Below are 24,855 nucleotides of genomic sequence, written 5' to 3'. Positions count from 1 at the left end.
TGCCGACCTGATCGAGGTGCTCCGTCGCCGGCGGCGGTCGGCCGGATCGACCGAAGCGCCGGGGCGCTTTCCGCCCGGATGGGCCGACTGGTTCGCCACCCTGCGGGCCCGTAGTGGCGCGGTGACCGGCGCGGCCGCAGGGGCCATCGCCGCGGTGCTGGCCGGCAGGCCGGCCCCCCGCGGCGTCGGGGCACGCCGCCGGCCAATGCACTGGCCGCCTGGGCCAGCCTGGCCTATCCGCTATGGGAACATGATCCCCAAGACGAACGCGGCCTGCGGATCGTCTCGCTGGTAACGACACTGCTGATCCAGCTGACCTGGCTGGGCCTGTTGCTGCTGCTGATGCAGGCGCGGTTCCTGGCGGCGACCGAAGCCGCCGCCCACGGCGAAGAACATGTCGTTGAGGCGGTGTTCATCGGTGACGGCACGCCTCGCGATGCCGGTGGCGGCGCAGGCGAGGCGCCGGCTCCGCCGACGCCGACCGCTGCGGTTCCGGCGCCTGCTACAGCGCCGGCATCCGCACCGACGCCCGCGCCGACGGCGCCGCCACCGGCGCAGGATCCCGCGCCCGCACCATCGGTGGCCGATGCAGACGACGCGCCCGCGCAGGACGTGCTGCAGGTCACCGAGACGCCGCTGCCCGACAGTGCGTTCACCTTGCCGCCGCCGCGTCCGGCGGCGCCGGTGCCGGAGATCCAGGTGCGCGAGCGTCAGGTGCCCGATGCCGCGCTGCAGGCAGTCGAGGTGCCCGCCATCCGTGGGCCGCAACGCATCGACTTGGCGCCGCCTACGCCCGAGGCGCCGGCGCTGGAGGTCGAGGTCCGCGAGCGGGCGGTGGCGCAGGCGACCGAGACGGTGCGCCTGCCGACCACGACACCGCCGCAAGTCGCGGTCGAGACGCCGGCGCCGGCGGGGCGGCCCACGCCCGAAGTCGCTGCGCGCGAACGCGCGGTGCCGCTGCGCGATCCCGCGCCTGCACCCGCTGCGGAAGTCGCGGCGACCCCGGCCCCGGTCGCAACACCGGTGCCGGTTCCGCCTGGGCAAGCGCCGGGCGGCGCAGCGATGCCCGCACCGGGAGAGGGAGCGCGCGCGCCGGCCTCGACCGCTGGGCGCGGACCTGTTGCGGCATCCCCGCCGGGAGCCGCGCCATCGACCCGCGCCGCCGATGACTGGGGCGACGCCGACACCGCGCGCGACGGTGGCCGGCCCGGTCGCCCATCGGGCCTGTTCGGCGCCGATGGCCGCCCGCGCCTGGCCGACGGTGGGCGTGTGGGCGGCGGGTTGCCGCCGGGCACGATCACCGAGGATTTCGAGAAGATCGACCGCATGGGCACCTGGCTGCGGCGGCCGGCCCCGGGCTACGAGTCGACGCGCTTCGACCGCTACTGGGTGCCCAGCGAGTCGTTGCTGGAAGAATGGGTGCGGCGCAGCGTGCAGACGGTGCTGATCCCGATCCCGGGCACCAGCAAGACCATCCAGTGCAGCGTTGCGTTGCTGGCTTTCGGCGGCGGTTGCGGGATCACCGATCCGAACATGCAGGACGTCGAGACCGACGGCCGTCCGCCGCCGGACGTGCCGTGGAAGCCGGAGTTGCAGGAAGACCGCGATAGCCTGGGCAAGTGAGGCCGCGGGACGCTGCGCTTTTTCGAGGACCGAGCACGCAGCCTAACCTCGTCGCATCCGGGTGTGGGCTGCGCTTCGAGCGCCTCAGCCCAGTGATGCTGGGCTCGCTCTACGGCGCGCAGTCAGGCCAAAGGCTGAAACCCGGAGCCGAAACTAGACCCAATGAGCAGCGAGGATGGGAAGCGGATCAACGCGTTGATCCGCGCACGGGTCTCATCCAGCGAGCGGGCCTAGAGAGGGCGCACCCGGACTTGCGCGACGGCAACGACGGTTAGCGGTCGTGCACGCCGCGCAGATCGCGCAGTTGGCTGGGCTGGTCGGCAAAGTAGGCGGCGAGGTCCGCAATCTGCTGATCGCTCAATCCCGCGGCCTGCTGCGACATCAGCGCGTGCTCGCGTGTCCCGTCGCGGTAGGCCTGCAGTGCGTGGGCGATGTAGTCGCGGTATTGCCCGCCGATCTTCGGATAGGTCGGGTCGAGCGGTGCATTGCCGCCGGCGCCGTGGCAATCGATGCAGGTCTGGCCGGTGGCGGCGCTCTTGACGTTGGCCGCGCGCTCGCCTGCTTGCACCGAGCCATTGGGCAGGCCGGCCGAAGACGTGCCGCCGCTGGCATGCGCTTGTTCATCGGCAGCGGGGCCGCCGCAGGCGGCCAGCGCCAGGCAGGTCATGGCGGGGATTAACACAAAGAGGGTCCGGTTCATGCCGCTCACTGGGTCAGCTCCGAAAGAAACGCGGCGATGTCGGCGATGTCCTGGTCCGAGAAGCTCTGCGCCTGCGCCTGCATCGTCGGATGCCGGCGGGTGCCGCGCTTGTACTCATTGAGCGCATTGACCAGGTACTGGGAGGATTGACCGCCGATCCGGGGCACGTGGTAGTGCGGATACACGTTGCGGTAGCCCTCGACGCCGTGGCAGCCCTGACAGGTGTAGGTCAGGGTCCGACCGTTGGCGGCATCGCCCACCAGCGGCGCATTGGACGCGGCGGCAGCAGGGGCAGCGGCAGTCTGCGCAGGGGCGGAGGGGGACGCCATCGCGGCGAAGGTGAGGCAGGAGGCGAGCAGCAGCGGTCGCGTCATCTTGGTATCCGCAATCCTGAGTGGCTGGAACGGCTGTCGGGGGAGCGTCGGACGTGACCCGCGGGCGGTCGCTGAACCGCGGGCAACCAGTCCAGTATAGCCATGGGTGTTGCGCAAACCCAACGACTCGGCGTGGACCAGGCCTGACGCCGGAGGTCACCATGACCAATGGCGGATGGAACCCGCATGTTCGGGTGAACTACATTGCTACCACACCGTAGGGGTCATTCCATTCCAATGTCGACACTGCTCGTCCGCGCGTCCACGGGACGCATCCTCACTGGTGGCCTGTTGCTGGCGGCCGCCCTTGGCTTGAGCGCTTGCAAGGGGGGCGGGGGCGATGCCCAGGCCAAGCCCGGTGAGGCGGCGCAGGCGCCGGTGCCAGTGGAGACTGACACCGTGGCGCGGCGCAGCGTGGCGGCGAGCTACGTGGGCACCGCGTCGCTGGAGGTGCCCCGTGGCGCGGACGTGGTCGCCAAGACTTCGGGCATCGCGCTGGAGGTGCTGGTCGAGGAGGGCGATGCGGTCCGAGCCGGCCAGCCGCTGGTGCGGCTCGACCCCGACCGTGCGCGTCTGGCGGTGCTGCAGAGCCGGGCGACGATGGGCAAGCTGGAGAACAGCTACCGCCGCGCCCAGCAACTCGTCGGCCAGCAGATGATCAGCGCCAACGACCTGGACCAGATCAAGTTCGATCTCGATACCGCGCGTGCGCAGTACGAGATGGCGCAGCTGGAACTGTCCTATACGACGGTCACCGCGCCGATCGCCGGCGTGATCTCCCAGCGCATGATCCGCACCGGCAACTTCGTGCAGATCAACACGCCGATCTTCAGCATCGTCGACAACGCGCGCATCGAGGCGACGCTCAATGTTCCCGAGCGCGAGTTGCGTGTGCTCAAGCGCGGCCAGCCGGTCCGGTTGCAGGTCGATGCGTTGCCGGGCGAGTCGTTCGAGGGGGTCGTCGAGCGCGTCGCGCCGGTGGTCGAATCGCGCAGTGGCACGTTCCGCGTGGTGACCGCCTTCGCCGGCACCGATGCGCTGCGTGCGGGCATGTTCGGGCGCATCCACATCGACTACGACCAGCGCGCCGACGCGCTGGTGATCCCGCGCGCCGCGCTGCTCGACGATGGCGACCAGGCCGCAGTGTTCACCGTGCGTGACGGCAAGGCGGTGCGCGTGCCGGTGACGCTGGGTTATGTCGACGGCGATCTGATCGAAGTCCGTGACGGCCTTAAGGACGGCATGCAGGTGGTGACCGCAGGCAAGGTCGCGCTGCGCGAGGGCAGCCCGGTGCAGGTGATCGGCGCGGCCCCCGTCGCAGCTGCCAAGCCCGCCAACGACGCCAAGAGCGACGCGCAGTAATGGCCGGCGCCTCCCACGAGGGCCCCGCCGGCGACGGCCCGGCCGCGGACCCGCACGCCACTGCGCCCAGGCGCTTTGATCTGGTCGAGTTCTCCACACGCCGCCGCGTGACCGTGTGGATGGTCGCGATCAGCATGATGCTGTTCGGCCTGATCGCGCTGACCAACCTCAAGGTCAACCTGCTGCCCGATCTCAGCTATCCCACGCTGACCGTGCGCACCGAGTACACCGGCGCGGCGCCGTCGGAGATCGAGACGCTGGTCAGCGAGCCGGTCGAGGAGGCGCTGGGCGTAGTCAAGGGCGTGCGCAAGCTGCGCTCGATCTCGCGGACCGGCCAGAGCGACGTGGTGCTGGAGTTTGCCTGGGGCACCGATATGGACCAGGCGAGCCTGGAGGTGCGTGACAAGCTCGAGACTTTGCAGTTGCCGCTCGAGGTCAAGCCGCCGGTGTTGCTGCGCTTCAACCCGTCCACCGAGCCGATCCTGCGCCTCGCGCTGACCGCGGGCGACAAGGGCGATGCGGTCGACGAGCTGACCCGCATGCGTCGCTACGCCGACGACGATCTGAAGAAGAAGCTCGAACCGGTGGGCGGCGTGGCCGCGGTCAAGGTCGGCGGCGGCTTCGAGGACGAAGTGCAGGTGGAGCTGGACCTGCAGCAGATGGCGCGCATCGGCCTGCCGATCGAGAACGTGATCCAGCGCCTGCAGCAGGAGAACATCAACCTGTCGGGCGGTCGTCTCGACCAGGGCACCCAGCGCTATCTGGTGCGCACGGTCAACCAGTTCGCAAGCGTCGAGCAGATCGGCGACATGCTGGTGGCCACGCAATCAGGCGGCGACAACGCCGCGGCCAGCGCGGCGCAGCAGATGGCCGCGATCGCGGCGGCGAGCGGCTCGCAGGCGGTGCTTGCGGCGGCGGCATCGGTGCAGAGCGCCTCGGGCGCGGATGGCACGACGATCGCGGGGGGGCGTGCGATCCGCCTGCGCGACATCGCCACCGTGCGCCAGGGCTTCAAGGAGCGCGAGAGCATCATCCGGCTCGGCGGCGACGAAGCGGTGGAGCTGGCGATCTACAAGGAGGGCGATGCGAATACCGTGTCGACCGCCGATGCGATCCAGGCACGTCTGGAGGTGATCCGCAAGGATCTGCCGACCGGGATGACCCTGACCGTCGTCGACGACCAGTCCAAGTTCGTGCGGGCGGCGATCAACGACGTGCGCACCGATGCGCTGATCGGCGGCACCCTGGCGGTGCTGATCATCTTCCTGTTCCTGCGCAACGGCTGGAGCACGCTGGTGGTGAGCCTGTCGCTGCCGGTCTCGATCATCACCACGTTCTTCTTCATGGGCCAGCTGGGATTGAGCTTGAACGTGATGTCGCTCGGCGGCCTGGCGCTTGCGACCGGCCTGGTGGTCGACGATTCGATCGTCGTGCTCGAGTCGATCGCCAAGGCGCGCGAACGCGGGCTGGGCGTGCTGGAGGCTGCGATCACCGGCACGCGGGAAGTGGGCATGGCAGTGATTGCCTCCACGCTGACGATCATCGCGGTGTTCCTGCCGCTGGTGTTCGTCGAGGGCATTGCCGGCCAGTTGTTCCGCGACCAGGCGCTGACGATCGCGATCGCGGTCGGCGTGTCGCTGCTGGTGGCGATGACGCTGATCCCGATGCTGGCCTCGCTCAAGGGCCGGCCGCCGCTGGCGTTCCCGGAAGAGGCACCGCATCCGCAATGGCGACCGGAGCGCCGGTGGCAGAAGCCGTTCGCAGCAACCGGACGTGGCATCGGCGCCGGCATCCGCGGCGTGCTGTTCGGCCTGGCCTGGCTGCTCATCCGTCTGTGGCGCGGTGTCTCGCACGTGGTCGGCCGCGTGATGGGACGCGCCAGTGATATGGCGATGGCGCCCTACGAGCGCGCCGAGCGCGGCTATATGCGCGTCCTGCCGGCGGCGCTGGCGCGTCCGTGGCTGGTGCTGGGCACCGCGACCGCGGTGTTCGTGGTCAGCATGTTCGCCGTGCCACTGCTGGGCACCGATCTGATTCCGCAACTGGCGCAGGACCGGTTCGAGATGACCGCCAAGCTGCCGCCAGGCACACCGCTGCGCGAAACCGACCGCATCATGCGCGAGGTGCAGCAGGCCCATCGCGACGACGACGGCGTGGCCTTGCTGTTCGGCGTGAGCGGCAGCGGCACCCGGCTGGACGCGAATCCGACCGAGAGCGGCGAGAACATCGGCCGGCTGAGCATCGTCATGAGCGGCGGTGGCAGCCGTGAGTTCGAGGCGCAGCAGACCGACCGTCTGCGCGAGACCATGCGCCGGTATCCTGGGGTCGCGGTCGACTTCTCGCGGCCGCAGATCTTCAGCTTCTCCACGCCGCTGGAGATCGAACTGCGCGGCCAGGATCTCGAGGGGCTGGCCAAGGCCGGTCAGCGCATGGCCGAGCTGCTGCGGGCCAATCCGCACTACGCCGACGTCAAGAGCACGGTGGAGCAGGGCTTTCCCGAGATCCAGATCGTCTTCGACCAGGAGCGTGCGGGTGCCTTTGGCCTGACCACGCGACAGATCGCCGATGCGGTGGTGCGTGCGGTGCGCGGCGAAGTGGCCACACGCTACAACTTCCGCGACCGCAAGATCGACGTGCTGGTGCGTGCGCAGGAGCACGAGCGCGATTCGGTGGAGCGCATCCGCAACCTGATCGTCAATCCGGGCAGCGGCGCGGCGGTGCGGTTGGATTCGGTCGCCGACGTGATCGCGACCATCGGCCCGAGCGAGATCCATCGCGCCGACCAGGTGCGTGTGGCGGTGGTGTCGGCGAACCTGCGTGATATCGATCTGGGCGCGGCGATGGCCGAGGTACGGCAGATGGTCGCGCAGCATCCGCTCGGCCCCGAGATCGGGTTGCACATCGGTGGCCAGGGCGAAGAGCTGGCCGAGTCGATGCGCTCGCTGCTGATGGCATTTGCGCTGGCGATCTTCCTCGTCTACCTGGTGATGGCCTCGCAGTTCGAGTCGCTGCTGCATCCGTTCGTGATCCTGTTCACCATTCCGCTGGCGATGGTCGGCGCGATCGGCGCGCTGCTGCTGACCGGCAACACGATCTCGGTCGTCGCCTTCATCGGCCTGATCCTGATGGTGGGCCTGGTGGTCAAGAACGCGATCATCCTGATCGACAAGGTCAACCAGTTGCGTGAGGCCGGGGTGGCCAAGCGCGAGGCGCTGGTGGAAGGCGCGCGCTCGCGTCTGCGTCCGATCGTCATGACCACGCTGGCGACGCTGTTCGGCTTTCTGCCGTTGGCGCTGGCGTTGGGCGAGGGCGCGGAGGTGCGCTCGCCGATGGCGATCACCGTCATGGGTGGTCTGGCGGTGTCGACCGTGCTTACGCTGCTGGTGATCCCGGTGGTCTACGACCTGCTGGACCGCAAGTCCGATGCGTTCTACGCCGAGCGCGGCCGTCGCGCGCGGCTGGGCGCGGCTGCCGAGCATGATGGGACGGAGGCCGGCACGCCATGAGCATTTCCGAGCTGAGTCTGCGTCGCCCGGTCACCACCATCATGTGTTTCGTCTCGATGGTGGTGATCGGTCTGATTGCCGCGGTCCGCCTGCCGTTGGAGGCATTGCCCGATCTGACGATGCCGATCCTCTATGTGCAGATGCCCTATGCCGGCTCGACGCCGGCGGAAGCCGAGCAGAATCTGCTGCGCCCGGCCGAAGAGGCCTTGGCGACGATGGGCGGGATCAAGCGCATGCGGGGTGAGGCGAGCGCGGATGGTGCGGGCATCTTGCTGCAGTTCTCGGACTGGGATCGCGACATCGCGATCAGTGCGGCCGAGGCGCGCGAGAAGATCGACGCGATCCGCAGCGACCTGCCCGACGACTTCCGTCGCTACTTCGTCCACAAGTGGACGACCAGCGACGAGGCGGTGCTGCGCCTGCGGCTGGCCGCCAATGTCGATCTGTCGGGCAGTTACGAAATGATCGACCGGCAGCTCAAGCGCCGGCTCGAACGGGTGCCTGGCGTGGCGCGGGTGGAGATCAGCGGTGCGGCGCCGAACGAAGTCGAGATCGCGGTCCAGCCCGATCGCCTGACCGCGCACGGCATCGAACTCAACGCCCTGGCCACTCGCCTGCGTGCATTGAACTTCTCGGTTTCGGCCGGCCAGATTCTCGATGGTGGGCAGCGTCTGCGGGTGCAGCCGCTGGGCGAGATCCAGGACCTGCAGCAGTTGCGCGACCTGGTGATCGACCAGAAGGGACTGCGGCTGTCGGACATCGCCGATGTGCGCTTCAAACCGCAGCGCATGGACTACGGCCGGCGCCTCGACGGGCGCGCGGCGGTGGGGCTGGAGATCTTCAAGGAGCGCGACGCCAACCTCGTCGAGGTCGCGCGGACCGTGCTGGCCGAGGTCGAGACCGCACGCAGCGAACCGGGGCTGGAAGGCATCGACGTCAAGGTCATCCAGAACATGGGCGAGGAAGTGACGTCTTCGCTGCTGGAGCTGGTGGAGGCGGGCGCGATCGGCCTGGTGCTGTCGATCATCGTGCTGTACTTCTTCCTGCGCCACTGGCCGTCGACGCTGATGGTGACGCTGGCGATCCCGATCTGCTTCATCATCACCCTGGGCTTCATGCATTTCTTCGACGTCACGCTCAACGTGCTGTCGCTGATGGGCTTGCTGCTGGCGGTCGGCATGCTCGTCGACAATGCCGTGGTCGTGGTGGAGAGCATCTACCAGGAGCGCGAACGCATGCCCGACCAGCCCTGGCTGGCGTCGGTGTTGGGTACGCGACACGTCGCGATCGCGCTGTCGGCCGGCACGCTGTGCCACTGCATCGTGTTCGTGCCCAACATGCTGGGCGAGACCAACAACATCAGCATCTTCATGAACCAGTTGGCGATCACCATCTCGGTGTCGCTGCTGGCCTCGTGGCTGGTCGCCGTGAGCCTGATCCCGATGATGTCGGCGCGCATGAAGACGCCGCCGGCGGTCGCGCGGCCCAATGGGCTGATCCCGCGCATGCAGCGCAGCTATGCGCGCGTGCTGCGCTGGTCGCTGCAGCACCGGGGTTGGTCGGTGGCCGGCATCGCCTTGGTGGTGGGGTTGAGCCTGCTGCCGATGAGCCAGATCAAGTTCGATATGTTCGGCGACAGCGGCGGCGGCAAGGAAATCCAGCTCTACTACCAGTGGAAGGGCAGCTACAACCTGCAGCAGCGCTCCGAGGAGGTGCGTCGCTACGAGACGTTCCTCGACCAGCACCGCGAGCAGTACCGGATCCGACAGATCTATTCGTGGTTCGGCGAGGGCGGCGATTCGGGCACGATCATTACGTTCAATGACGATGTCGGCGACACCCGGGTGCTGTCGGACGCGATCAGCGAGGCGTTGCCCAAGTCTGCGCGGGCCGATGTGGGCGTGCGTGGTGGGGGTGGGGGCGGCGGTGGCGGGGCCGGTGGCAGCCAGGGCGTGCAGGTACAACTGGTCGGCGATTCGACTCAGGTACTGCGCGAGATCGCCGATGGCGTGATCCCGATTCTGGCGGCCAACCCCGCGCTGCGCGACGTGCGCGTGGACTCGGGCGATCTCAACCACGAGCTTCGGATCAGCGTCGATCGCGACCGTGCGGCCGCATTCGGATTCTCGGCCGAGCAGGTCTCGAACTTCGTCGGCCTGGCACTGCGTGGCAGCCAGTTGCGCGAGTTTCGGCGCGGCGACGACGAGGTGCCGGTGTGGGTGCGCTTCGCGGGCGCAGAGACCTACAGCGAAGCCGACATCGCGGCCTTCATGGTCCGCGCGCCCGATGGCCGCAGCGTGCCGCTGACCAGCCTGGTCGAGATGCGGGTCGAGCCGTCCTCCAGCCAGATCACCCGCAACGACCGGCAGACCTCATTGACGCTGCAGGCCAACCTCGCCGGTGGGACCACGATGCCCGACGCCCGCAAGGCGCTGGAGCAGACGCTGGACACGGTCGCGTTCCCCGCCGGCTACGGGTACAGCTTCTCGGGCAGCGGCTTCGAGGACGACGCCGCAGCAAGCCAGCAGATGCTGTTCAACCTGCTGATCGCGGTGATCATGATCTACGTGGTGATGGCGGCGGTGTTCGAATCGCTGCTGTTTCCGGCCGCGATCATGAGCTGCGTGCTGTTCTCGGTGTTTGGTGTGTTCTGGCTGTTCTGGCTCACCGGCACTGCGTTCACGGTGATGGCCTTCATCGGCATCCTGGTGCTGATGGGCGTGGTGGTGAACAACGGCATCATCATGGTCGAACACATCAACAACCTGCGCCGACGCGGCATGCCGCGCCTGGAAGCGCTGGTGGAAGGCAGCCGCGAGCGCTTGCGCCCGATCATGATGACGATGGGCACCGCGATCCTGGCGATGGTGCCGATCTCGCTCAGCGACACCGTCGTGCTCGGCGGTCTGGCCTACTCGCCGATGGCGCGTGCGGTCGCCGGCGGGTTGGCGTTCTCGACCGTGGTCAGCCTGCTGTTCCTGCCGACGATCTACGCGATTCTCGACGACCTGCGGCACGGCACGGCGCGCATGCTCCGCCGCGCACGGGGCGTACCGGCGAGCGTATCCACGGCGTCGTAGCCTCCATGGCCCGCGTCGCTCGGCGGCGCGGGCCATTCCGTCTGGTGGTCGGCGATGGACCTGCGTGTCGCGGCGGTCAGTGCAGCAGCTTGCCGAAGATCCGAAGACCGGCCACCCACACGCCGATACTCGACCCCAGGTTGGTGAACAGGAAGTTGAGGATCGTCCGCGAGACGCGGTTGCGGTACCAGCCGCGGAACGTGCCGGCATCGTCGCGCAGGGCCAGGAAGTCGCCATAGGCGGGCTTGCGCATGTGCGCCTCGATCAGCGCACTGAACAGGCCGGGCGAAACGCCCGGTGGGCGGAACGGCTTGAGTGGCGCGGCAATCGCCGCGGCCAGGATACCCAGCGGATGCGCGGCGGCGGCGATCGCGCCCAGCGCCGCGAATACGGCGGTGATCAGCACCCATTCCTCGAGCAACTGGCGGCCGACGTCGGCGCCGCCATGCCAGTAGCCCCAGCCGATCATCGCCAGGATCAGGGCCATCAGCAGGGTCGTGAACCACGGGAACCGACGCGTGCTCGGCGCCTGTTCCAGATCGGCGCGGATCTCCGATGGCGCCTGCGTATCTTCGGCAAGATGGCGCGCGATGCCGGCCAAGTGACCGGCGCCGACGACCGCCAGCACCTCGCGGGCCTGACCGACATCGCCGCGCAGGCGCGCGGCCATGTAGCGGTCGCGCTCGGCGATGATGGTCTCGTAGAGCTTGGGATCGCTGCGGGCAAAATCGCCAAAGCTCGACTCGAGCATGTCGCCCTGCTTGAGCTTCTCGATTTCGTCCTCGCCCATTTCCTCGTTGGTCAGCAGGCCCGACATCAGGCTGGTACCGAGCCGGAGCTTGCCCATCAGCCCGAGCCGTGACGAGGTGCGGCGGAAGGTCAGGCCGACATCGCGGTCGATCAGTGCGACCGGCAGGCCGCGTGCATCGGCGAGGGCGACTGCGCGCTTGAGCTCGGCACCCGGCTCGATGCCGAGTTGCTCCGCGAGTCGGCGCTGGTAGGCCGACAGCGCCAGATTGGCGGCAAACAGCGCGACCCGGCCCTTGCGGATCACGTCGACCAGATTGAGCTTGCCCAGCGCGTCGGGGTCGGTGATCGCCTGCAGGCGCTGCGGGTCGAGTTCGACCGCCACCGTGTCGAACGCGCCGCTGCCGATCGCGTCCTCGACCGCCTCCACGCTGACTTTCGAGACGTGGGCAGTGCCCAGCAGCGTGTAGCGCACACCGTCGCGCTCGACGATCGCGTGCGGCTGCGTCTGCCAGGACGGGGAGGCGGAATCGGTCATCGGGTCATTCGTCTTCGGGTGGGGTGGTGGCGCCGTCGCCCAGTGCGCGCTGCATCAAGATGGTGTCGAGCCAGCGGCCATGCTTGCGGCCCGAGCCGGGCAACACGCCGACGGTCTCAAATCCCAGGCGCCCGTGGAACCGGACCGACGGGCCGTCCTGCGGCGGGCCGATCACCGCGATCATCTGGCGGAAGCCGCGCTGCGCGCAGGACTCGATCAGCGCCTCCATCAGCCGCCGTCCGACGCCCTGGCCGTGCAGCGCCGGCACGACGTAGACCGAGCTTTCGACGGTGAAGCGATAGCCGATGCGCGCGCGGAAACTGCCGGCATAGGCATAGCCGGCAAAGCGGCCGTCGAGTTCTGCGACCAGATACGGAAAGCCGGCCTGGCGCAGCGCCGACCAGCGCCGGCGCATCTCGTCGCTGTCCGGCGCGTCGTACTCGTAGGTGGCCACGCCGTCGACGACCTCCCGCGCATAAAGCGCGGCGATCGCGTCCAGGTCGCTGTCTGTCGCGTCGCGGATCAGGACGCCGGAGGTGGGGGCGGCCACCGGCGTCAGTCGATATAGCGCTTGAGCAGATCGCCGTAGGCGTCGATCCTGCGGTCGCGAAGGAAGGGCCAGATCCGGCGCACATGCTCGCTGCGCCCCAGATCCACCTCGCAGGTCAGCAGCGTTGGATCGCCGCCGGCCTGCGCAAGGACCTCGCCCTGCGGGCCGAGCACGTGGCTGTTGCCCCAGAAGTCGATGCCGGCCGCACCCAGCGGCGAGGGCTCGTGGCCGACCCGGTTGCACGAGAGCACCGGCAGGCCATTGGCCACCGCGTGCCCGCGGTGGCTGAGGATCCAGGCATCGCGCTGGCGGGTCTTCTCGGCGTCGTCGTCGCCCGGATCCCAGCCGATCGCGGTGGGGTAGAGCAGCAGGTCCGCGCCGGCCAGCGCCATCAGGCGGGCGGCCTCGGGGTACCACTGGTCCCAGCACACCAGCAGGCCGAGCCGGCCGACCGAGGTGTCGATCGGCTTGAATCCCAGATCGCCCGGAGTGAAATAGAACTTCTCGTAGAAGCCCGGATCGTCGGGGATGTGCATCTTGCGGTACTTGCCCGCCAGGCTGCCGTCGGCGTCGAACACCACCCCGGTATTGTGATACAGGCCGGCGGCGCGGCGCTCAAACAGCGAACTGACCAGCACCACCTGGTGCTGGCGGGCGAGCGCGGACAGGCGCTCGGTGCTCGGCCCGGGGATCGGCTCGGCCAGGTCGAACGCGTCGACGTTCTCTTCCTGACAGAAGTACGCGCCGTTGTGCAGTTCCTGCAGCAGCACCAGCCGCGCGCCCTGCGCGGCCGCCTCGCGCACGCGCGCCTCGATGATCGACAGGTTGGCCTCGGCGTTGTCGGCGCCGCGATCGATGATGGCGCGTTCCTGGATCAGCGCGACGGGCAGGGTGGTCTTGCGGGTCATGGCGGCAGCGATGCGGGACTTGAAAAGGCCGACCATGCTAACGCGGATGAGCGCGTGCGCCCGCGCGCCGGCCACCGCCGTTCAGAGCGCGTCAAAGCGTGGCTGCGAGCGCGACAACGTCGGCGGTGAAGCTCGGATAGTCCAGCGCCGGCGCATGCGGGGTGTCGCGGCGCCGGATCTGCCGCACCGCGACCAAGCGCTTGTCGGGCACGACGACGATGTACTGTCCGAGGAACCCCTCGGCGGCGTAGGCCACCACCGGTCCGGTGTCCTCGTCGAACAGGTCGGCGCGCGCGATGCCGCGTTCGCTGACCTCGCGGGCGTAGATCGCCGGCCAGTCGTCGCCCAGCAGCTCGCCGAGCGCGGTCCGCAGGCCGGCGGTGCCTGCCTGCGGCTTGTCGCGCAGTTGCGCCAGAGCCTCGATCCAGCGCGGGTCGGCCCCGCGCGTGCGGGCAGCATCGATGGCCTCGGGGCGCAGGCGCAGGACCTGCCAGGCCGGAATCCGCCACCACAGCAGGCCCACGCGCGCCGAATGCGGTCCCGGCGTGAACAGCGCGGTGACGAACCCCTCGGGCAGCAGACGCTTGCCGTCCGGGGTCACGCCATCGTCGAGCAGCAGACGGCCGATCTTGGCTGCGTCGTGCGCGGTCAGCGGCAGGCCGGCCATGCCATGCGGCTGGCCCGACACGTCCCGGTACCAGGGGCCTGGCACGATGCCCAGCGGCTGGAACAGCCGCTCGTTCAGATAGACGTCCATCGGACGTCCCGCCGCCTTGCCGATCAGGCCGGCCAGCAGGTTGGTCGCCTTGTTGTTGTAGGCGAAGACCTCGCCTGGCGGCGTCGACAGTTCGGCGGCGAGCGCGAGCTGTACGGCGTCGGGGGCAGGGTAGATCTCCTCGCCGGCATTGGGCGCGTTCTGCAGGCCCGAGGTGTGGTCGAGCAGCATGCGCACGGTGATGTCGCGCTTGCGTCCCTGCGCCCATTCGGGGAAGAAGGTGTGGACGGGCGTGTCGAGCGAGTCCAACTTGTCGTCGGCCAGCAGCAGGCCGACGCCCAGCGCCACCACCGACTTGGTCGCCGACATCAGTTCGATCGGCGCGCGCGCCGGGTCGGTGGCGGTGTCGACCAGCACGCGGCCGTCGTGGACGATCAGCAGCGCATCGGATTCGGCGGCCGTGGAGGCCGCCTGCAACCGGGCCAGTGCATCGGCGGGAGTGTCCTGGCCCGGCGCGGACGCCAGCGCCGTGGCGGACAACAGCAAGGCCGCGAGGGCGGCGAGCACGGGGCGGGGCATCGAAAGCACTCCAGGCGGCGGGCCAGAGTGGCGACACGTGTAGTCACGCTCCAGTGCCGTTGGTCATGCCCGCCTGGGCGGCGGAGATCAGCCTGCGATCAGCCCCTGCGGCAACTGCATGGTGATGCAGTGCAGGCTCCCGTTCTGCCAGATCAACGGGCGGCAGGGCACCTGCACGATCTCGCGTCCCGGATACGCCCGCGCGAGCACGGCGGCGGCGGCCTCGTCGGCCGGGTCACCGTAGGCGGGCATCAGCACCGCACCGTTGAGGATCAGATAGTTCGCATAGCTGGCGGCCAGGCGACGGCCTTGGTCGAGGATCGGCCGCGCCCACGGCAGCGGGAACAGCCGATACGGCGCGCCGCTGGACGTGCGCAGTGCCGCGATCTCGTCGGCCATCGCCTGCAGTTCGGCGTGGTGCGGATCGTCCGCGTCATCGCAGGCCTGGAAGACGATCGCATCGTCCGGCGCGAACCGGGCGAGGGTGTCGATGTGCGCATCGGTGTCGTCGCCTTCGAGGTAGCCGTGGTCGAGCCACAGCACGCGGTCCTGCGCCAGCCAGTCCGCCAGTCGCGCGCTCAGTACGTCACGCGAGGTCTCAGGGTGGCGCTCGTGCAGGCAGCGCCAGGTCGTGAGCAGCGTGCCGGCCCCGTCGGTCTCGATCGCGCCGCCCTCCAGGGCGAAGTCGATCTGCCGGCGCTGGGCGCGGCCTTCGAACAGGCCGGCCGCGTGCAGATGCCCGACCAGCAGGTCGTCGCGGCTGGCTTCGAACTTGCCGCCCCAACCGGTGAAGCGGAAGTCGTTGAGGACGAACGCATCGCCGCCCGCATCGCCGCCGACGAGAGTGATCGGCCCCGAATCGCGCAGCCAGGTATCGTCGTAGGCCGCCTCGACGAAGCGTACGCGGTCCATGTCGACCCGGTTGGACGCCAGGCGCACATAGGCGTAGCTCTGGACGTCCTCGTCCGGTACGCAGATCACGACCGGCTGGAAGCGGGTGATGGCCGCGACCAGTGCGATATAGGTGTCCTCGACCTCGCCCAGGCGCTCGGCCCAGTCGGTGTCTTCGGTCGGCCAGGCGATCAGGATGGCGGACTGGGGCTCCCACTCGGCGGGGAAACGCATTGCGGTCTTGGTCATGGACTCAACGGATGGCGGGCTTGGGGCCGATCTCGGACGCGGTCGCGCGATTGGCGACCGTGTCGACGACCCGGTTGCGCTCGAAATAGACGGTGAAGGCGGGATAGACCCAGCGGTGGATCGTCGGCCATTGCCGCTTCTGTCCGCCGCGCGGTTCGAGCCGCTGGGACGGCGCGCCGAAGTCGGCCTCGACCTGAGACATTGTCATGCCGCGTGCGGGGACGGCCAACCCGGTCGGCTGGCGGCTGCGGTCGACCAGCAGGGTGTCGGCCGTGGCCGGTGCGGTGCCGAGCAGCAAGGCGGCGCCCAGTGTGGCGGCTGCGAACATCGTGACGGTGGAACGCGACATGACGGACTCCTGGCCTGCGAACGGGAAGGACGTGGCGGGGAACCCGGCCACATGGCCGCTGTGTAGCAGACCCGCGGCGACGGCGCTGCATGCGGCCGGCGCCGATACGACGAAGGGCCGCATCGCTGCGGCCCTCGCGTGCCGCGCCTGGCCCGCAGGGCTGGCGCAGAATTGCCGGAACACCACGGCGCCGGGGCGCGCGCGCTCCGCCTCGCTCTTAGCGCTGACGCGCCTTGAAGCGGGGATTGGACTTGCAGATCACGAAGACCTTGCCGCGGCGACGCACAACCTTGCAATCGCGGTGGCGGGTCTTCGCCGACTTCAGGGACGACAGGACCTTCATGACAAACCTCTGGGATGGGATACGAACGGCAAGCCGGCTATTCTAGCGGCTTATTTCCACCTGATTCAAGCGCTTGGGCCCTCGGGCGCCCTGCGCAGGAGACGCATTATGACGGCCGAGGTGCCAGTGTTGACGATCGACGGGCCCTCCGGGTCGGGCAAGGGCACGATCAGCCGGGCGGTCGCACAGCGGCTGGGCTGGCATTACCTGGACTCGGGGGCCTTGTATCGGGCGGTCGCCGTGGCGGCCGGCTGGGCCGATCTCGACCTGGGCGATGCCGGCGCGCTGGTGCGCTGCGCCTTCGATACCACGATCGCCTTCCGCGACGATGCCTTTGGCGAGCCGCGGGTGATCGTCAACGGGCACGACGCCACCGACGAGCTGCGGACCGAGACCGCAGGTGCCGCGGCTTCGGCGATTGCGGCCATTCCCGAGGTCCGTGCGGCGCTCAAGGACCGGCAGCGCGCATTCAGGACGCCGCCGGGGCTGGTCGCCGACGGGCGCGACATGGGCACGGTCATCTTTCCCGACGCGCGCTGGAAGGTGTTTCTGACCGCCAGTGCCGAGGAACGCGCCGAGCGCCGCTATAAACAGTTGAAAGGCAAGGGGGTTTCGGTGACAATGGACGGTCTGCTGCGCGAGATCCTCGCGCGTGACGCCCGCGATGCCAGCCGCACAGTGGCGCCGTTGCGGCCGGCCGAGGAGGCCGTCCGCATCGACACCACCGGCCTGGGCATCGAGGCCGTCGTGGCGCAGGTGCTGGCGCTGCTGCCGGCGCGCATGGACTGACGTTTCGGTCCCGCGCGCCTGCCGCCGCCGGCGCGTCCAGCAGTCGCGTGCCCCCGGACGGAGCGTCCGGTCGCATGCCGCAGCCGCAACACCGCGTCATCGCTCCAACGGTTCCGGCACCGCGCCCAAGGCGCAGCGCCGGGTGTTCTTCCATGCCAACACTCACGGCCCTGCAATCCCGCGACGGCCGATCAACGGGTGGACCTGACGGTACCGCGCTTCGTCGCTGGCCGGCCCGGTCCGACATCAACCAGGTATTCACCAAATGACCGAATCATTCGCAGAACTGTTCGAACAGAGCCAGACCAACCTGGCCAAGCTCAAGCCGGGCGCCATCGTCACCGGCGTCGTGGTGCAGGTCCGCACCGACGTCGTCGTGATCAACGCCGGCCTGAAGTCCGAAGGCATCGTGCCGATCGAGCAGTTCCGTAACGAGGCCGGCGAGATCGACGTGGCCGAGGGCGACACCGTCAAGGTGGCGCTGGACTCGCTCGAAAACGGCTTCGGCGAGACCGTGCTTTCGCGCGAGAAGGCCAAGCGCGCGATGGTGTGGGACGAGCTCGAGGAAGCGCTCGAGAAGAACGAGACCATCACCGGCCGCATCAGCGGCAAGGTCAAGGGCGGCTTCACCGTCGACATCAAGGATGTCCGCGCGTTCCTGCCCGGCTCGCTGGTCGACGTGCGCCCGGTCCGCGACCCGGTCTATCTCGAGGGCAAGGAACTCGAGTTCAAGCTGATCAAGCTCGATCGCAAGCGCAACAACGTCGTCGTCTCGCGCCGCGCGGTCGTCGAGAGCGAGCACTCCGAGGAGCGCGAAGCGCTGATGGAGAAGCTGGTCGAGGGTGCCGTGCTCAAGGGCGTGGTCAAGAACCTCACCGACTACGGCGCGTTTGTCGACCTGGGCGGCATCGACGGCCTGCTGCACATCACCGACATGGCCTGGAAGCGCGTGCGCCATCCGTCCGAAGTGGTGGAAGTGGGCCAGGAGCTCGAAGTGCGCGTGCTCAAGTACGACCGCGAGCGCAACCGCGTCAGCCTCGGCCTCAAGCAGCTGGGCGAGGATCCGTGGGACAACATCTCGCGCCGCTATCCGTCCAACACCCGCGTGTTCGGCAAGGTCTCCAACGTCACCGATTACGGCGCGTTCGTCGAGATCGAGCCGGGCGTCGAGGGTCTGGTGCACGTCTCGGAGATGGACTGGACCAACAAGAACGTCAACCCGTCCAAGGTCGTGCAGGTCGGCGACGAGGTCGAGGTCATGGTGCTCGACGTCGACGAAGAGCGTCGCCGTATCTCGCTGGGCATCAAGCAGGTCACCAGCAACCCGTGGGAGACCTTCGCCGCGATCCACAAGAAGGGCGACAAGGTCGACGGCCAGATCAAGTCGATCACCGACTTCGGCATCTTCATCGGTCTGGACGGCGGCATCGACGGCCTGATCCACCTGTCGGACATCGCCTGGAACTCGACCGGCGAGGACGTGGCCCGCAACTTCAAGAAGGGCGACACCCTCGAGGCTGTCGTGCTGGCGGTCGATCCGGAGCGCGAGCGCATCTCGCTGGGCGTCAAGCAGCTCGAGCAGGATCCGCTGGGCCAGTTCATGGCCAACAACCCGCGTGGCTCGAAGGTCTCGGGCACCGTGAAGGAAGTCGACGCCAAGGGTGCGGTCATCGACCTGGGCGAGGGCGTGGAAGGCTACGTGTCGGCGCGCGACATCAGCGACCAGCGCATCGACGATGCCAGCCAGCACCTGAAGGTCGGCCAGGAGATCGAGGCCAAGTACTTCGGCATGGACCGCAAGACCCGTTCGCTGCAGCTGTCGATCCGCGCCAAGGACGAGGCGGAGACCGCCGAGACCCTGGCCGAGTACAACAAGCAGGCCTCGGACGCGTCGAGCGGCACCACCAAGCTGGGCGCGCTGCTGCGCGAGCAGCTGGGCAACAAGTCGGAGTAATGCGTTCGGCGCCGGTCCGGGGGTCGTCCCCGGGCCGGCGTTTGCGCATCTGCAAGCAGAGACATGACGAAGTCGGAACTCATCGAGCTGCTGACCCAGCGGCAGGCCCACCTCAAGGGCGAGGACGTCGACCTGGCGGTCAAGGCCATGCTCGAAATGATGGGCGGCGCGTTGGCGGCGGGCGATCGCATCGAGGTCCGTGGCTTTGGCAGCTTCTCGCTGCATTTCCGTCCACCGCGGACCGGCCGCAATCCCAAGACCGGCGACGCTGTGGCGCTGCCGGGCAAGCACGTCCCGCATTTCAAGCCGGGCAAGGAACTGCGCGATCGCGTCAGCGACGTGCAACCGCTGCCCGCGGACGAGTGAGCGCGCCAAGGCGCGCCGTTTCTTTCTTCCTGGTGCCGCCGCACATGGTTGGCACCGCCGATCCCCGAGCGGTTAGGATCGACGACGGCCCGTCGACCGTCGTCGCGATGCCGTGGTCGCGTGTGTCGGCCGCGCACGCGACGTGGACGCAAGACGACCTTCCTGATGGAGCGTGATCCATGGCGTTTGTCACCGAGTGGTTCTGGTTCTTCCTTCTGCTGCCGATCGCGGCGCTCAGCGGCTGGGTGATCGGGCGACGCGGCGGCGAGCGGCACAGCGACACCCAGGTCAGCCGGCTGTCGACGACCTATTTCCGCGGTCTCAACTACCTGCTCAACGAACAGCCCGACAAGGCGATCGAACTGTTTCTGCACATCGCCGAGCTCGACAAGGACACGTTCGAGACCCAGGTCGCGCTTGGCCATCTGTTCCGTCGGCGCGGCGAGGTCGATCGTGCAATCCGCCTGCACCAGGGGCTGGTGCAGCGTCCCGATCTCAACGACCAGCAGAAGGTGCAGGCGCTGCTGGCACTGGGCGAGGACTACATGAAGTCCGGCTTGCTCGACCGCGCCGAAACGGTGTTCAGCGATCTGGCCCGCATCGACCAGCGGGCGCCGCATGCGCTGCGCCACCTGATCGGCATCTACCAGGCCGAGCGCGACTGGGCGAAGGCGATCGAGAATGCCACCCGCTACGAAGCGGCGACCGGTGAGCCGATGGGCAAGCTGATCGCGCAGTTCGAATGCGAGCTGGCCGATCGCTACCGCTCGGCCGGCAACCCCGACGAGGCGCGTGCGGCGGTCGCGCGCGCCTATGCCGCGGATTCGGGCTCTGTGCGCGCCGGGATCCTCGAGGGCCGGATCGAGATCGATGCCGGCAACGATGTCGCGGCGATCCGCGCGTTCGAGCGCGCAGCCCGCCACGATCCCGATTTCCTGCCCGAGATCCTCGGGCCGCTGCTGGCGGCCTACGAGCGGGTCGGCGACACGCCCGGCGCGCGCAACTTCCTGTCGCAGATGACCGAGCACTACCCGGGCGTGGCGCCGGTCCTCGCGCTTACCCGGCTGGTCGAACAGGAGGAGGGTGTGCATGCGGCGCGCACCTACCTGGCGCGCCAGCTCAAGGACCGGCCCTCGGTCCGCGGCGAGGCGGCGCTGATCGATCTCACGCTTGCCGACGGGGTCGACCATGCCGGCACGCTGCAGGAACTGCGGCTGATCACCGAGCAGTTGCTGGTACGCAATCCCAGCTATCGCTGCAAACAGTGCGGCTTTGGCGCGCGCAGCCATCACTGGCAGTGTCCCAGCTGCAAGGAGTGGGGCACGATCAAGCCGCTGCTGAACTACGCCGTCGTCTGAGTGCAGCCGCAGGCGCTCATCGCAGTCGCCGCCCTGGCCCTGATCTCGGCGTCGGTCGGGACCTGGCTGGCGCGTCGCTACGCCCTGTCGCGGCAGTTGGTCGACGCCCCGGGCGAGCGGCGCAGCCACGTGGTGCCAACGCCGCGTGGCGGCGGTATCGCAATCGTGGTCGTGATGCTGGGCGTACTCGCATGGACGGCCTGGCAGGCGGCCTTCCCCGGCGTGCCCCTGGCCTTGCTGGCCGGCTTGGTGCTGGTCGCCGGCATTGGTTGGGTCGACGACCACCGGCCGTTGTCGCCGTGGTCGCGGCTGGCGGTCCACGCGGTGGCCGCGGCGCTGTTGGCGGCCGCGGTGGTCCATGCTGGTCAGCCGGCGTGGTGGGGGGCGGCGGTGTTCGTGCTGGCGGTCGGCCTGATCAATGTCTGGAACTTCATGGACGGGATCGACGGCATCGCCACCAGCCAGGCGATGCTCGTCGCGCTCGCCGTTGCATGGGGGGCCGGACCCTGGGGCGGCGCCGGCGTGCTGGCGATCGCACTGCTCGCCGCCTGCGGCGGCTTTCTACCGTTCAATTGCCCCAAGGCACGGATCTTCCTTGGCGACGTCGGCAGCGGCAGCCTCGGCTTCGTGCTGGCGGGTCTGATCGCGGCGGCCTCGCTGGAGATCGGTCACCCTGCGGTCTGGGCGCTGGCTTTTCCGCTCGCGCCGTTCCTGATTGACGCGTCGTTGACACTCGTTTCACGCATGCTGCGCGGCGAACGCTGGTGGACGCCGCATGTCCAGCATGTCTACCAGCGCGCCGTGCAGGCCGGGCATCCGCATGCGAGGGTCGCCGCAGGCTATGCGGCGCTGTCGATGGTCGGGGTGCTGGCGTGCGGATTGCTCGCCGGGCACGGTCGCCCGGTTATCATCGGAGCCTTGGTCGCATGGTATTTGCTCATTGTCTCCGTCTGGTGCGCGGTTCGCGTCCGCTTGCTCGCCGGGCAACGTTGCCCTCAAGGATGAATCCCGATGCATGATGTAAGGACCCGCCTCGGTGTCCTGGGACCCCGCGTGGCGGTGGTCGTGCACGACCTGGCCATGGTGTGGCTGTGCTGGGTCGGCCTGCACCAGTTCCGGCTTTCGGTCATGGCGCTCGCGCCCGCGTTCTCGCCGGTGTCGGTCGAGGTCGCGCTGATCCTGGTCGCCCAAGGTGTGATCTTCTGGCGCGTGGGTCTGTATCGCGGTGTTTGGCGTTTCGCCAGCATTCCCGACCTGCTCAACATCGTGAAGGCGTCGGTACTGGGCCTGCTCGCGATCCTGCTGGTGCTGTTTGTCTATAACCGGCTCGATCTCGTCCCGCGCAGCGTGCTGATCGTCTACCCGTTGCTGCTGGCAGCGTTGCTGGGCATGCCCGGCTGCTGTACCGGGCCTGGAAGGACCACGGCAGCGTGCGGCTGGACCAGACCGCGACCCGGGTGCTGATCCTCGGGGCCGGTCAGGCCGGTGAGACCCTGGTGCGCGATCTGCGCCGGACCGGCGCCTACGATCCGGTCGGCTTCCTCGACGACGCGCCGAAACTGCGCGGCAGCCAGTTGCAGGGCGTGCCGGTGCTCGGCCGGGTCGAGGACGTGGAGCGGATCGCGCCGGAGACCGCCGCCAAGCTGCTGGTGATTGCGATGCCGTCGGCCGATGCCGCGGCGATGCGCCGCGTGGTCGCGGCCTGCGAACGGACGGCGCTGCCGTTCCGAACCGTGCCCCGGCTCGACGACCTGCTCGAAGGCCGCTCGCTGCCGGGCGAACTGAAGGAAGTCGCGATCGAGGATCTGCTCGGCCGCAAGCCGGTGCTGCCTGACTGGAAGGCGATCCGCGGCTGGCTCCGCGGGCGCTGCGTGCTGGTGACCGGTGCCGGTGGTTCGATCGGCTCGGAACTGTGCCGGCAGTGCGCGCGCCATGGCGCCGCGCAGATCGCGTTGGTGGAGATCGACGAACTCGCGCTGACCCGCATTGAGGCTGAGCTGCGGCGTGATTTTCCGCATATCCGGGTGACGCCAGTGCTGGGCGACTGTGGCGATCCCGCGGTGATGGCGCATGCGATGCGGCTGTCGTCGCCGGATGCGGTTTTCCATGCCGCGGCCTACAAGCAGGTGCCGGTCCTGGAGCAGCAACTGCGCGAGGGCGTGCGTAACAATGTGCTGGCCACCCGCAATGTCGCCCGTGCGGCGGTCGAACACGGCGCGAGCACGTTCGTGTTGATCTCCACCGACAAGGCAGTCGATCCGGTCAACGTCCTCGGTGCGACCAAGCGCCTGGCCGAGATGGTCTGTCAGGACCTGGCGAGCGCCGGTAGGACCGGCTTTGTGACCGTGCGCTTCGGCAATGTGCTCGACTCGGCCGGCAGCGTGGTGCCGCTGTTCCGCGAACAGATCCGGCGCGGCGGCCCGGTCACGGTCACCGATCCCGAGGTGACCCGCTACTTCATGACCATTCCCGAGGCCTGCCAGCTGATCATGCAATCGGTCGCGATCGGTGCCTCGCAGGCCGTCTACACGCTCGACATGGGCGAGCCGGTCTCGATCCGCCTGTTGGCCGAGCAGATGATCCGCCTCGGCGGCAAGCAGCCCGGCCGGGATGTCGCGATCGTCTACTCGGGCCTGCGCCCCGGCGAAAAGCTGCACGAGACCCTGTTCCACGCCGATGAGCGCTACCGGCCCACCGTGCATCCGAAGATCCTGCAGGCCGAGGCGCGTCCTGTGCATCCCGACAAGCTGGCCGCGGCGATGGCGCGTCTGGAAGATGGCGTTGCGCGCTACGACCTCGAGCAACTGGGGGCGACACTGCGCGATGCCGTGCCCGAGTTCAAGCCAGCCGCCGCCGATGCAGCGCTGCAGCGCACGAGTACCACAGCGACCATCGTCGCCTTTCCCCCACGACACGCGAGACAACCATGACGCAAAGGATTCGAAAGGCGGTGTTTCCCGTCGCCGGCCTGGGAACGCGGTTTCTGCCCGCTACCAAAACGGTGCCTAAGGAAATGCTGCCGATCGTCGATCGCCCGCTGATCCAGTACGCGGTGGACGAGGCGATCGAGGCCGGTTGCGACACACTGGTATTCGTCACCAACCGCTACAAGCACGCCATCGGCGACTACTTCGACAAGGCCTACGAGCTCGAGCATCGTCTCGAATCCTCCGGCAAGCACGAACTGCTGGAGAAAGTGCGCCGGCCGCTGCCCGACGGGGTCCGCGCGATCTTCGTGACCCAGCCCGAGGCGCGCGGACTGGGCGATGCGGTCCTGTGCGCACGCCCGGTGGTGGGCGACGAGCCATTCGCGGTGATGCTGCCCGACGACCTGTTGTGGAACCGGGGCGGAGATGGCGCGCTCAAGCAGATGGCCGATGCGCACGCGCAGACTGGTGCGAGCATGATCGCGGTCCAGGACGTACCGCCGGAGAAGACCGCCAGCTACGGCATCGTTGCCACCGATGCGTTCGAGGGTCGGCATGGTCGCATCCACTCGATGGTCGAAAAGCCCAAGCCCGAAGACGCACCGAGCACGCTGGCGGTCGTTGGCCGCTATGTGCTCGATGGACGCATCTTCGCGCTGCTCGAGCAGACCCAGCCGGGGGCGGGCGGGGAGATCCAGCTCACCGACGCCATTTCGGCCCTGCTCGCCGAAAAGCCGGTGCACGCCTACCGCTTCCGCGGGACGCGTTTCGACTGCGGCACGCATCTGGGCCTGATCGAGGCGACGATCCGTTACGCGCTCGACAACGAAGAGCTCAGCGAGCCGGCCGCGGCGCTGATGCGCGATGCGCTCGGCGAACTCGGAGTCCGCGACCTCGATTGATCGCGCAGGTCACCGGTTCGCTTGCGCCTGGCTGCGTGAGCGGGC

At 68.7% G+C, this 24,855-nt stretch carries 19 protein-coding genes and 1 pseudogene; 11 read left to right on the top strand and 9 right to left on the bottom strand.

Annotated features, from left to right (window positions below):
- Positions 1 to 330: 330 nt before the first annotated feature.
- A complete protein-coding gene (locus tag BEN78_00655) occupies positions 331 to 1,623 on the top strand; it encodes a hypothetical protein (protein ID ASR42139.1) in 1,293 nt (430 codons plus the stop codon).
- Positions 1,624 to 1,894: 271 nt separating this feature from the next.
- Here BEN78_00655 and BEN78_00650 read toward each other — a convergent pair whose 3' ends face one another.
- Together BEN78_00650 and BEN78_00645 are read right to left on the bottom strand one after the other, a co-directional pair.
- Positions 1,895 to 2,323, bottom strand: a complete 429-nt coding sequence (locus BEN78_00650; GenBank protein ASR42138.1) for a cytochrome C biogenesis protein CcsA — start codon at positions 2,321 to 2,323, stop codon at positions 1,895 to 1,897.
- Positions 2,324 to 2,328: 5 nt separating this feature from the next.
- Entirely contained in the window at positions 2,329 to 2,652 is a 324-nt protein-coding gene (locus tag BEN78_00645) for a cytochrome C (GenBank protein ASR44808.1), read from the bottom strand.
- A 282-nt stretch (positions 2,653 to 2,934) separates the two neighbouring features.
- Between BEN78_00645 and BEN78_00640 the strand changes: the two genes are divergently transcribed.
- The 3 genes from BEN78_00640 to BEN78_00630 are packed head-to-tail and all read left to right on the top strand — an operon-like array spanning position 2,935 to position 10,645.
- Entirely contained in the window at positions 2,935 to 4,059 is a 1,125-nt protein-coding gene (locus BEN78_00640; GenBank protein ID ASR42137.1) for an efflux transporter periplasmic adaptor subunit, read from the top strand.
- Positions 4,059 to 7,565 carry an acriflavin resistance protein gene (locus BEN78_00635; protein ASR42136.1) on the top strand — a complete coding sequence of 1,169 codons (3,507 nt, stop codon included), beginning with the start codon at positions 4,059 to 4,061 and terminating at the stop codon, positions 7,563 to 7,565. Before BEN78_00640 ends, BEN78_00635 begins: the two co-directional genes overlap by 1 nt.
- Positions 7,562 to 10,645 (top strand): acriflavin resistance protein, encoded by a 3,084-nt coding sequence (locus tag BEN78_00630; GenBank protein ID ASR42135.1) that lies wholly within the window; start codon positions 7,562 to 7,564, stop codon positions 10,643 to 10,645. The genes BEN78_00635 and BEN78_00630 overlap by 4 nt, the downstream gene beginning before the upstream one ends.
- Before the next feature lie 76 nt (positions 10,646 to 10,721).
- On the opposite strand, the gene BEN78_00625 is transcribed toward BEN78_00630, so the two are convergent.
- The 7 genes from BEN78_00625 to BEN78_00595 all read right to left on the bottom strand — a co-directional run bounded on the left by BEN78_00625 (position 10,722) and on the right by BEN78_00595 (position 16,514).
- The gene (locus BEN78_00625; protein ID ASR42134.1) at positions 10,722 to 11,930 is read right to left on the bottom strand and encodes a conjugal transfer protein TraB; all 1,209 of its coding nucleotides are present in this window, start codon (positions 11,928 to 11,930) and stop codon (positions 10,722 to 10,724) included.
- 4 nt (positions 11,931 to 11,934) lie between these two features.
- Positions 11,935 to 12,480, bottom strand: coding sequence for a phosphinothricin acetyltransferase (locus tag BEN78_00620; GenBank protein ID ASR42133.1), 546 nt, complete (start codon positions 12,478 to 12,480; stop codon positions 11,935 to 11,937).
- A gap of 5 nt (positions 12,481 to 12,485) precedes the next feature.
- Positions 12,486 to 13,388 (bottom strand): acyltransferase, encoded by a 903-nt coding sequence (locus BEN78_00615; GenBank protein ID ASR44807.1) that lies wholly within the window; start codon positions 13,386 to 13,388, stop codon positions 12,486 to 12,488.
- A 91-nt stretch (positions 13,389 to 13,479) separates the two neighbouring features.
- A complete protein-coding gene (locus BEN78_00610) occupies positions 13,480 to 14,649 on the bottom strand; it encodes a hypothetical protein (protein ID ASR44806.1) in 1,170 nt (389 codons plus the stop codon).
- 120 nt (positions 14,650 to 14,769) lie between these two features.
- Positions 14,770 to 15,822 carry an agmatine deiminase gene (locus tag BEN78_00605; protein ASR42132.1) on the bottom strand — a complete coding sequence of 351 codons (1,053 nt, stop codon included), beginning with the start codon at positions 15,820 to 15,822 and terminating at the stop codon, positions 14,770 to 14,772.
- 4 nt (positions 15,823 to 15,826) lie between these two features.
- Complete coding sequence (locus tag BEN78_00600) at positions 15,827 to 16,150, bottom strand: hypothetical protein (GenBank protein ASR44805.1); 324 nt, start codon at positions 16,148 to 16,150, stop codon at positions 15,827 to 15,829.
- Positions 16,151 to 16,388: 238 nt separating this feature from the next.
- A complete protein-coding gene (locus BEN78_00595) occupies positions 16,389 to 16,514 on the bottom strand; it encodes a 50S ribosomal protein L36 (GenBank protein ASR42131.1) in 126 nt (41 codons plus the stop codon).
- A 108-nt stretch (positions 16,515 to 16,622) separates the two neighbouring features.
- Between BEN78_00595 and BEN78_00590 the strand changes: the two genes are divergently transcribed.
- The 7 genes and pseudogenes from BEN78_00590 (at position 16,623) to BEN78_00560 (ending at position 24,810) form a co-directional block, all read left to right on the top strand.
- Positions 16,623 to 17,303, top strand: a complete 681-nt coding sequence (locus BEN78_00590; GenBank protein ASR42130.1) for a cytidylate kinase — start codon at positions 16,623 to 16,625, stop codon at positions 17,301 to 17,303.
- Between the two features lie 265 nt (positions 17,304 to 17,568).
- Entirely contained in the window at positions 17,569 to 19,257 is a 1,689-nt protein-coding gene (locus BEN78_00585; GenBank protein ASR42129.1) for a 30S ribosomal protein S1, read from the top strand.
- Positions 19,258 to 19,320: 63 nt separating this feature from the next.
- Entirely contained in the window at positions 19,321 to 19,623 is a 303-nt protein-coding gene (locus BEN78_00580; GenBank protein ID ASR42128.1) for an integration host factor subunit beta, read from the top strand.
- A 179-nt stretch (positions 19,624 to 19,802) separates the two neighbouring features.
- Positions 19,803 to 20,981 (top strand): lipopolysaccharide assembly protein LapB, encoded by a 1,179-nt coding sequence (locus tag BEN78_00575; protein ID ASR42127.1) that lies wholly within the window; start codon positions 19,803 to 19,805, stop codon positions 20,979 to 20,981.
- Between the two features lie 18 nt (positions 20,982 to 20,999).
- Positions 21,000 to 21,986 carry a hypothetical protein gene (locus BEN78_00570; GenBank protein ID ASR44804.1) on the top strand — a complete coding sequence of 329 codons (987 nt, stop codon included), beginning with the start codon at positions 21,000 to 21,002 and terminating at the stop codon, positions 21,984 to 21,986.
- Between the two features lie 6 nt (positions 21,987 to 21,992).
- Positions 21,993 to 23,911 (top strand): annotated as a pseudogene (locus BEN78_00565) (multidrug MFS transporter).
- Positions 23,908 to 24,810 (top strand): UTP--glucose-1-phosphate uridylyltransferase, encoded by a 903-nt coding sequence (locus BEN78_00560; protein ID ASR42126.1) that lies wholly within the window; start codon positions 23,908 to 23,910, stop codon positions 24,808 to 24,810. The pseudogene BEN78_00565 and the gene BEN78_00560 overlap by 4 nt, the downstream one beginning before the upstream one ends.
- Positions 24,811 to 24,855 lie beyond the last annotated feature (45 nt).

The organism is Xanthomonas citri pv. mangiferaeindicae (genome assembly GCA_002240395.1).
GTDB lineage: Bacteria > Pseudomonadota > Gammaproteobacteria > Xanthomonadales > Xanthomonadaceae > Luteimonas > Luteimonas citri_A.
Note: the sequence above shows the minus strand (reverse complement) of the source record. Positions and strands in the feature narration are given on the sequence as shown.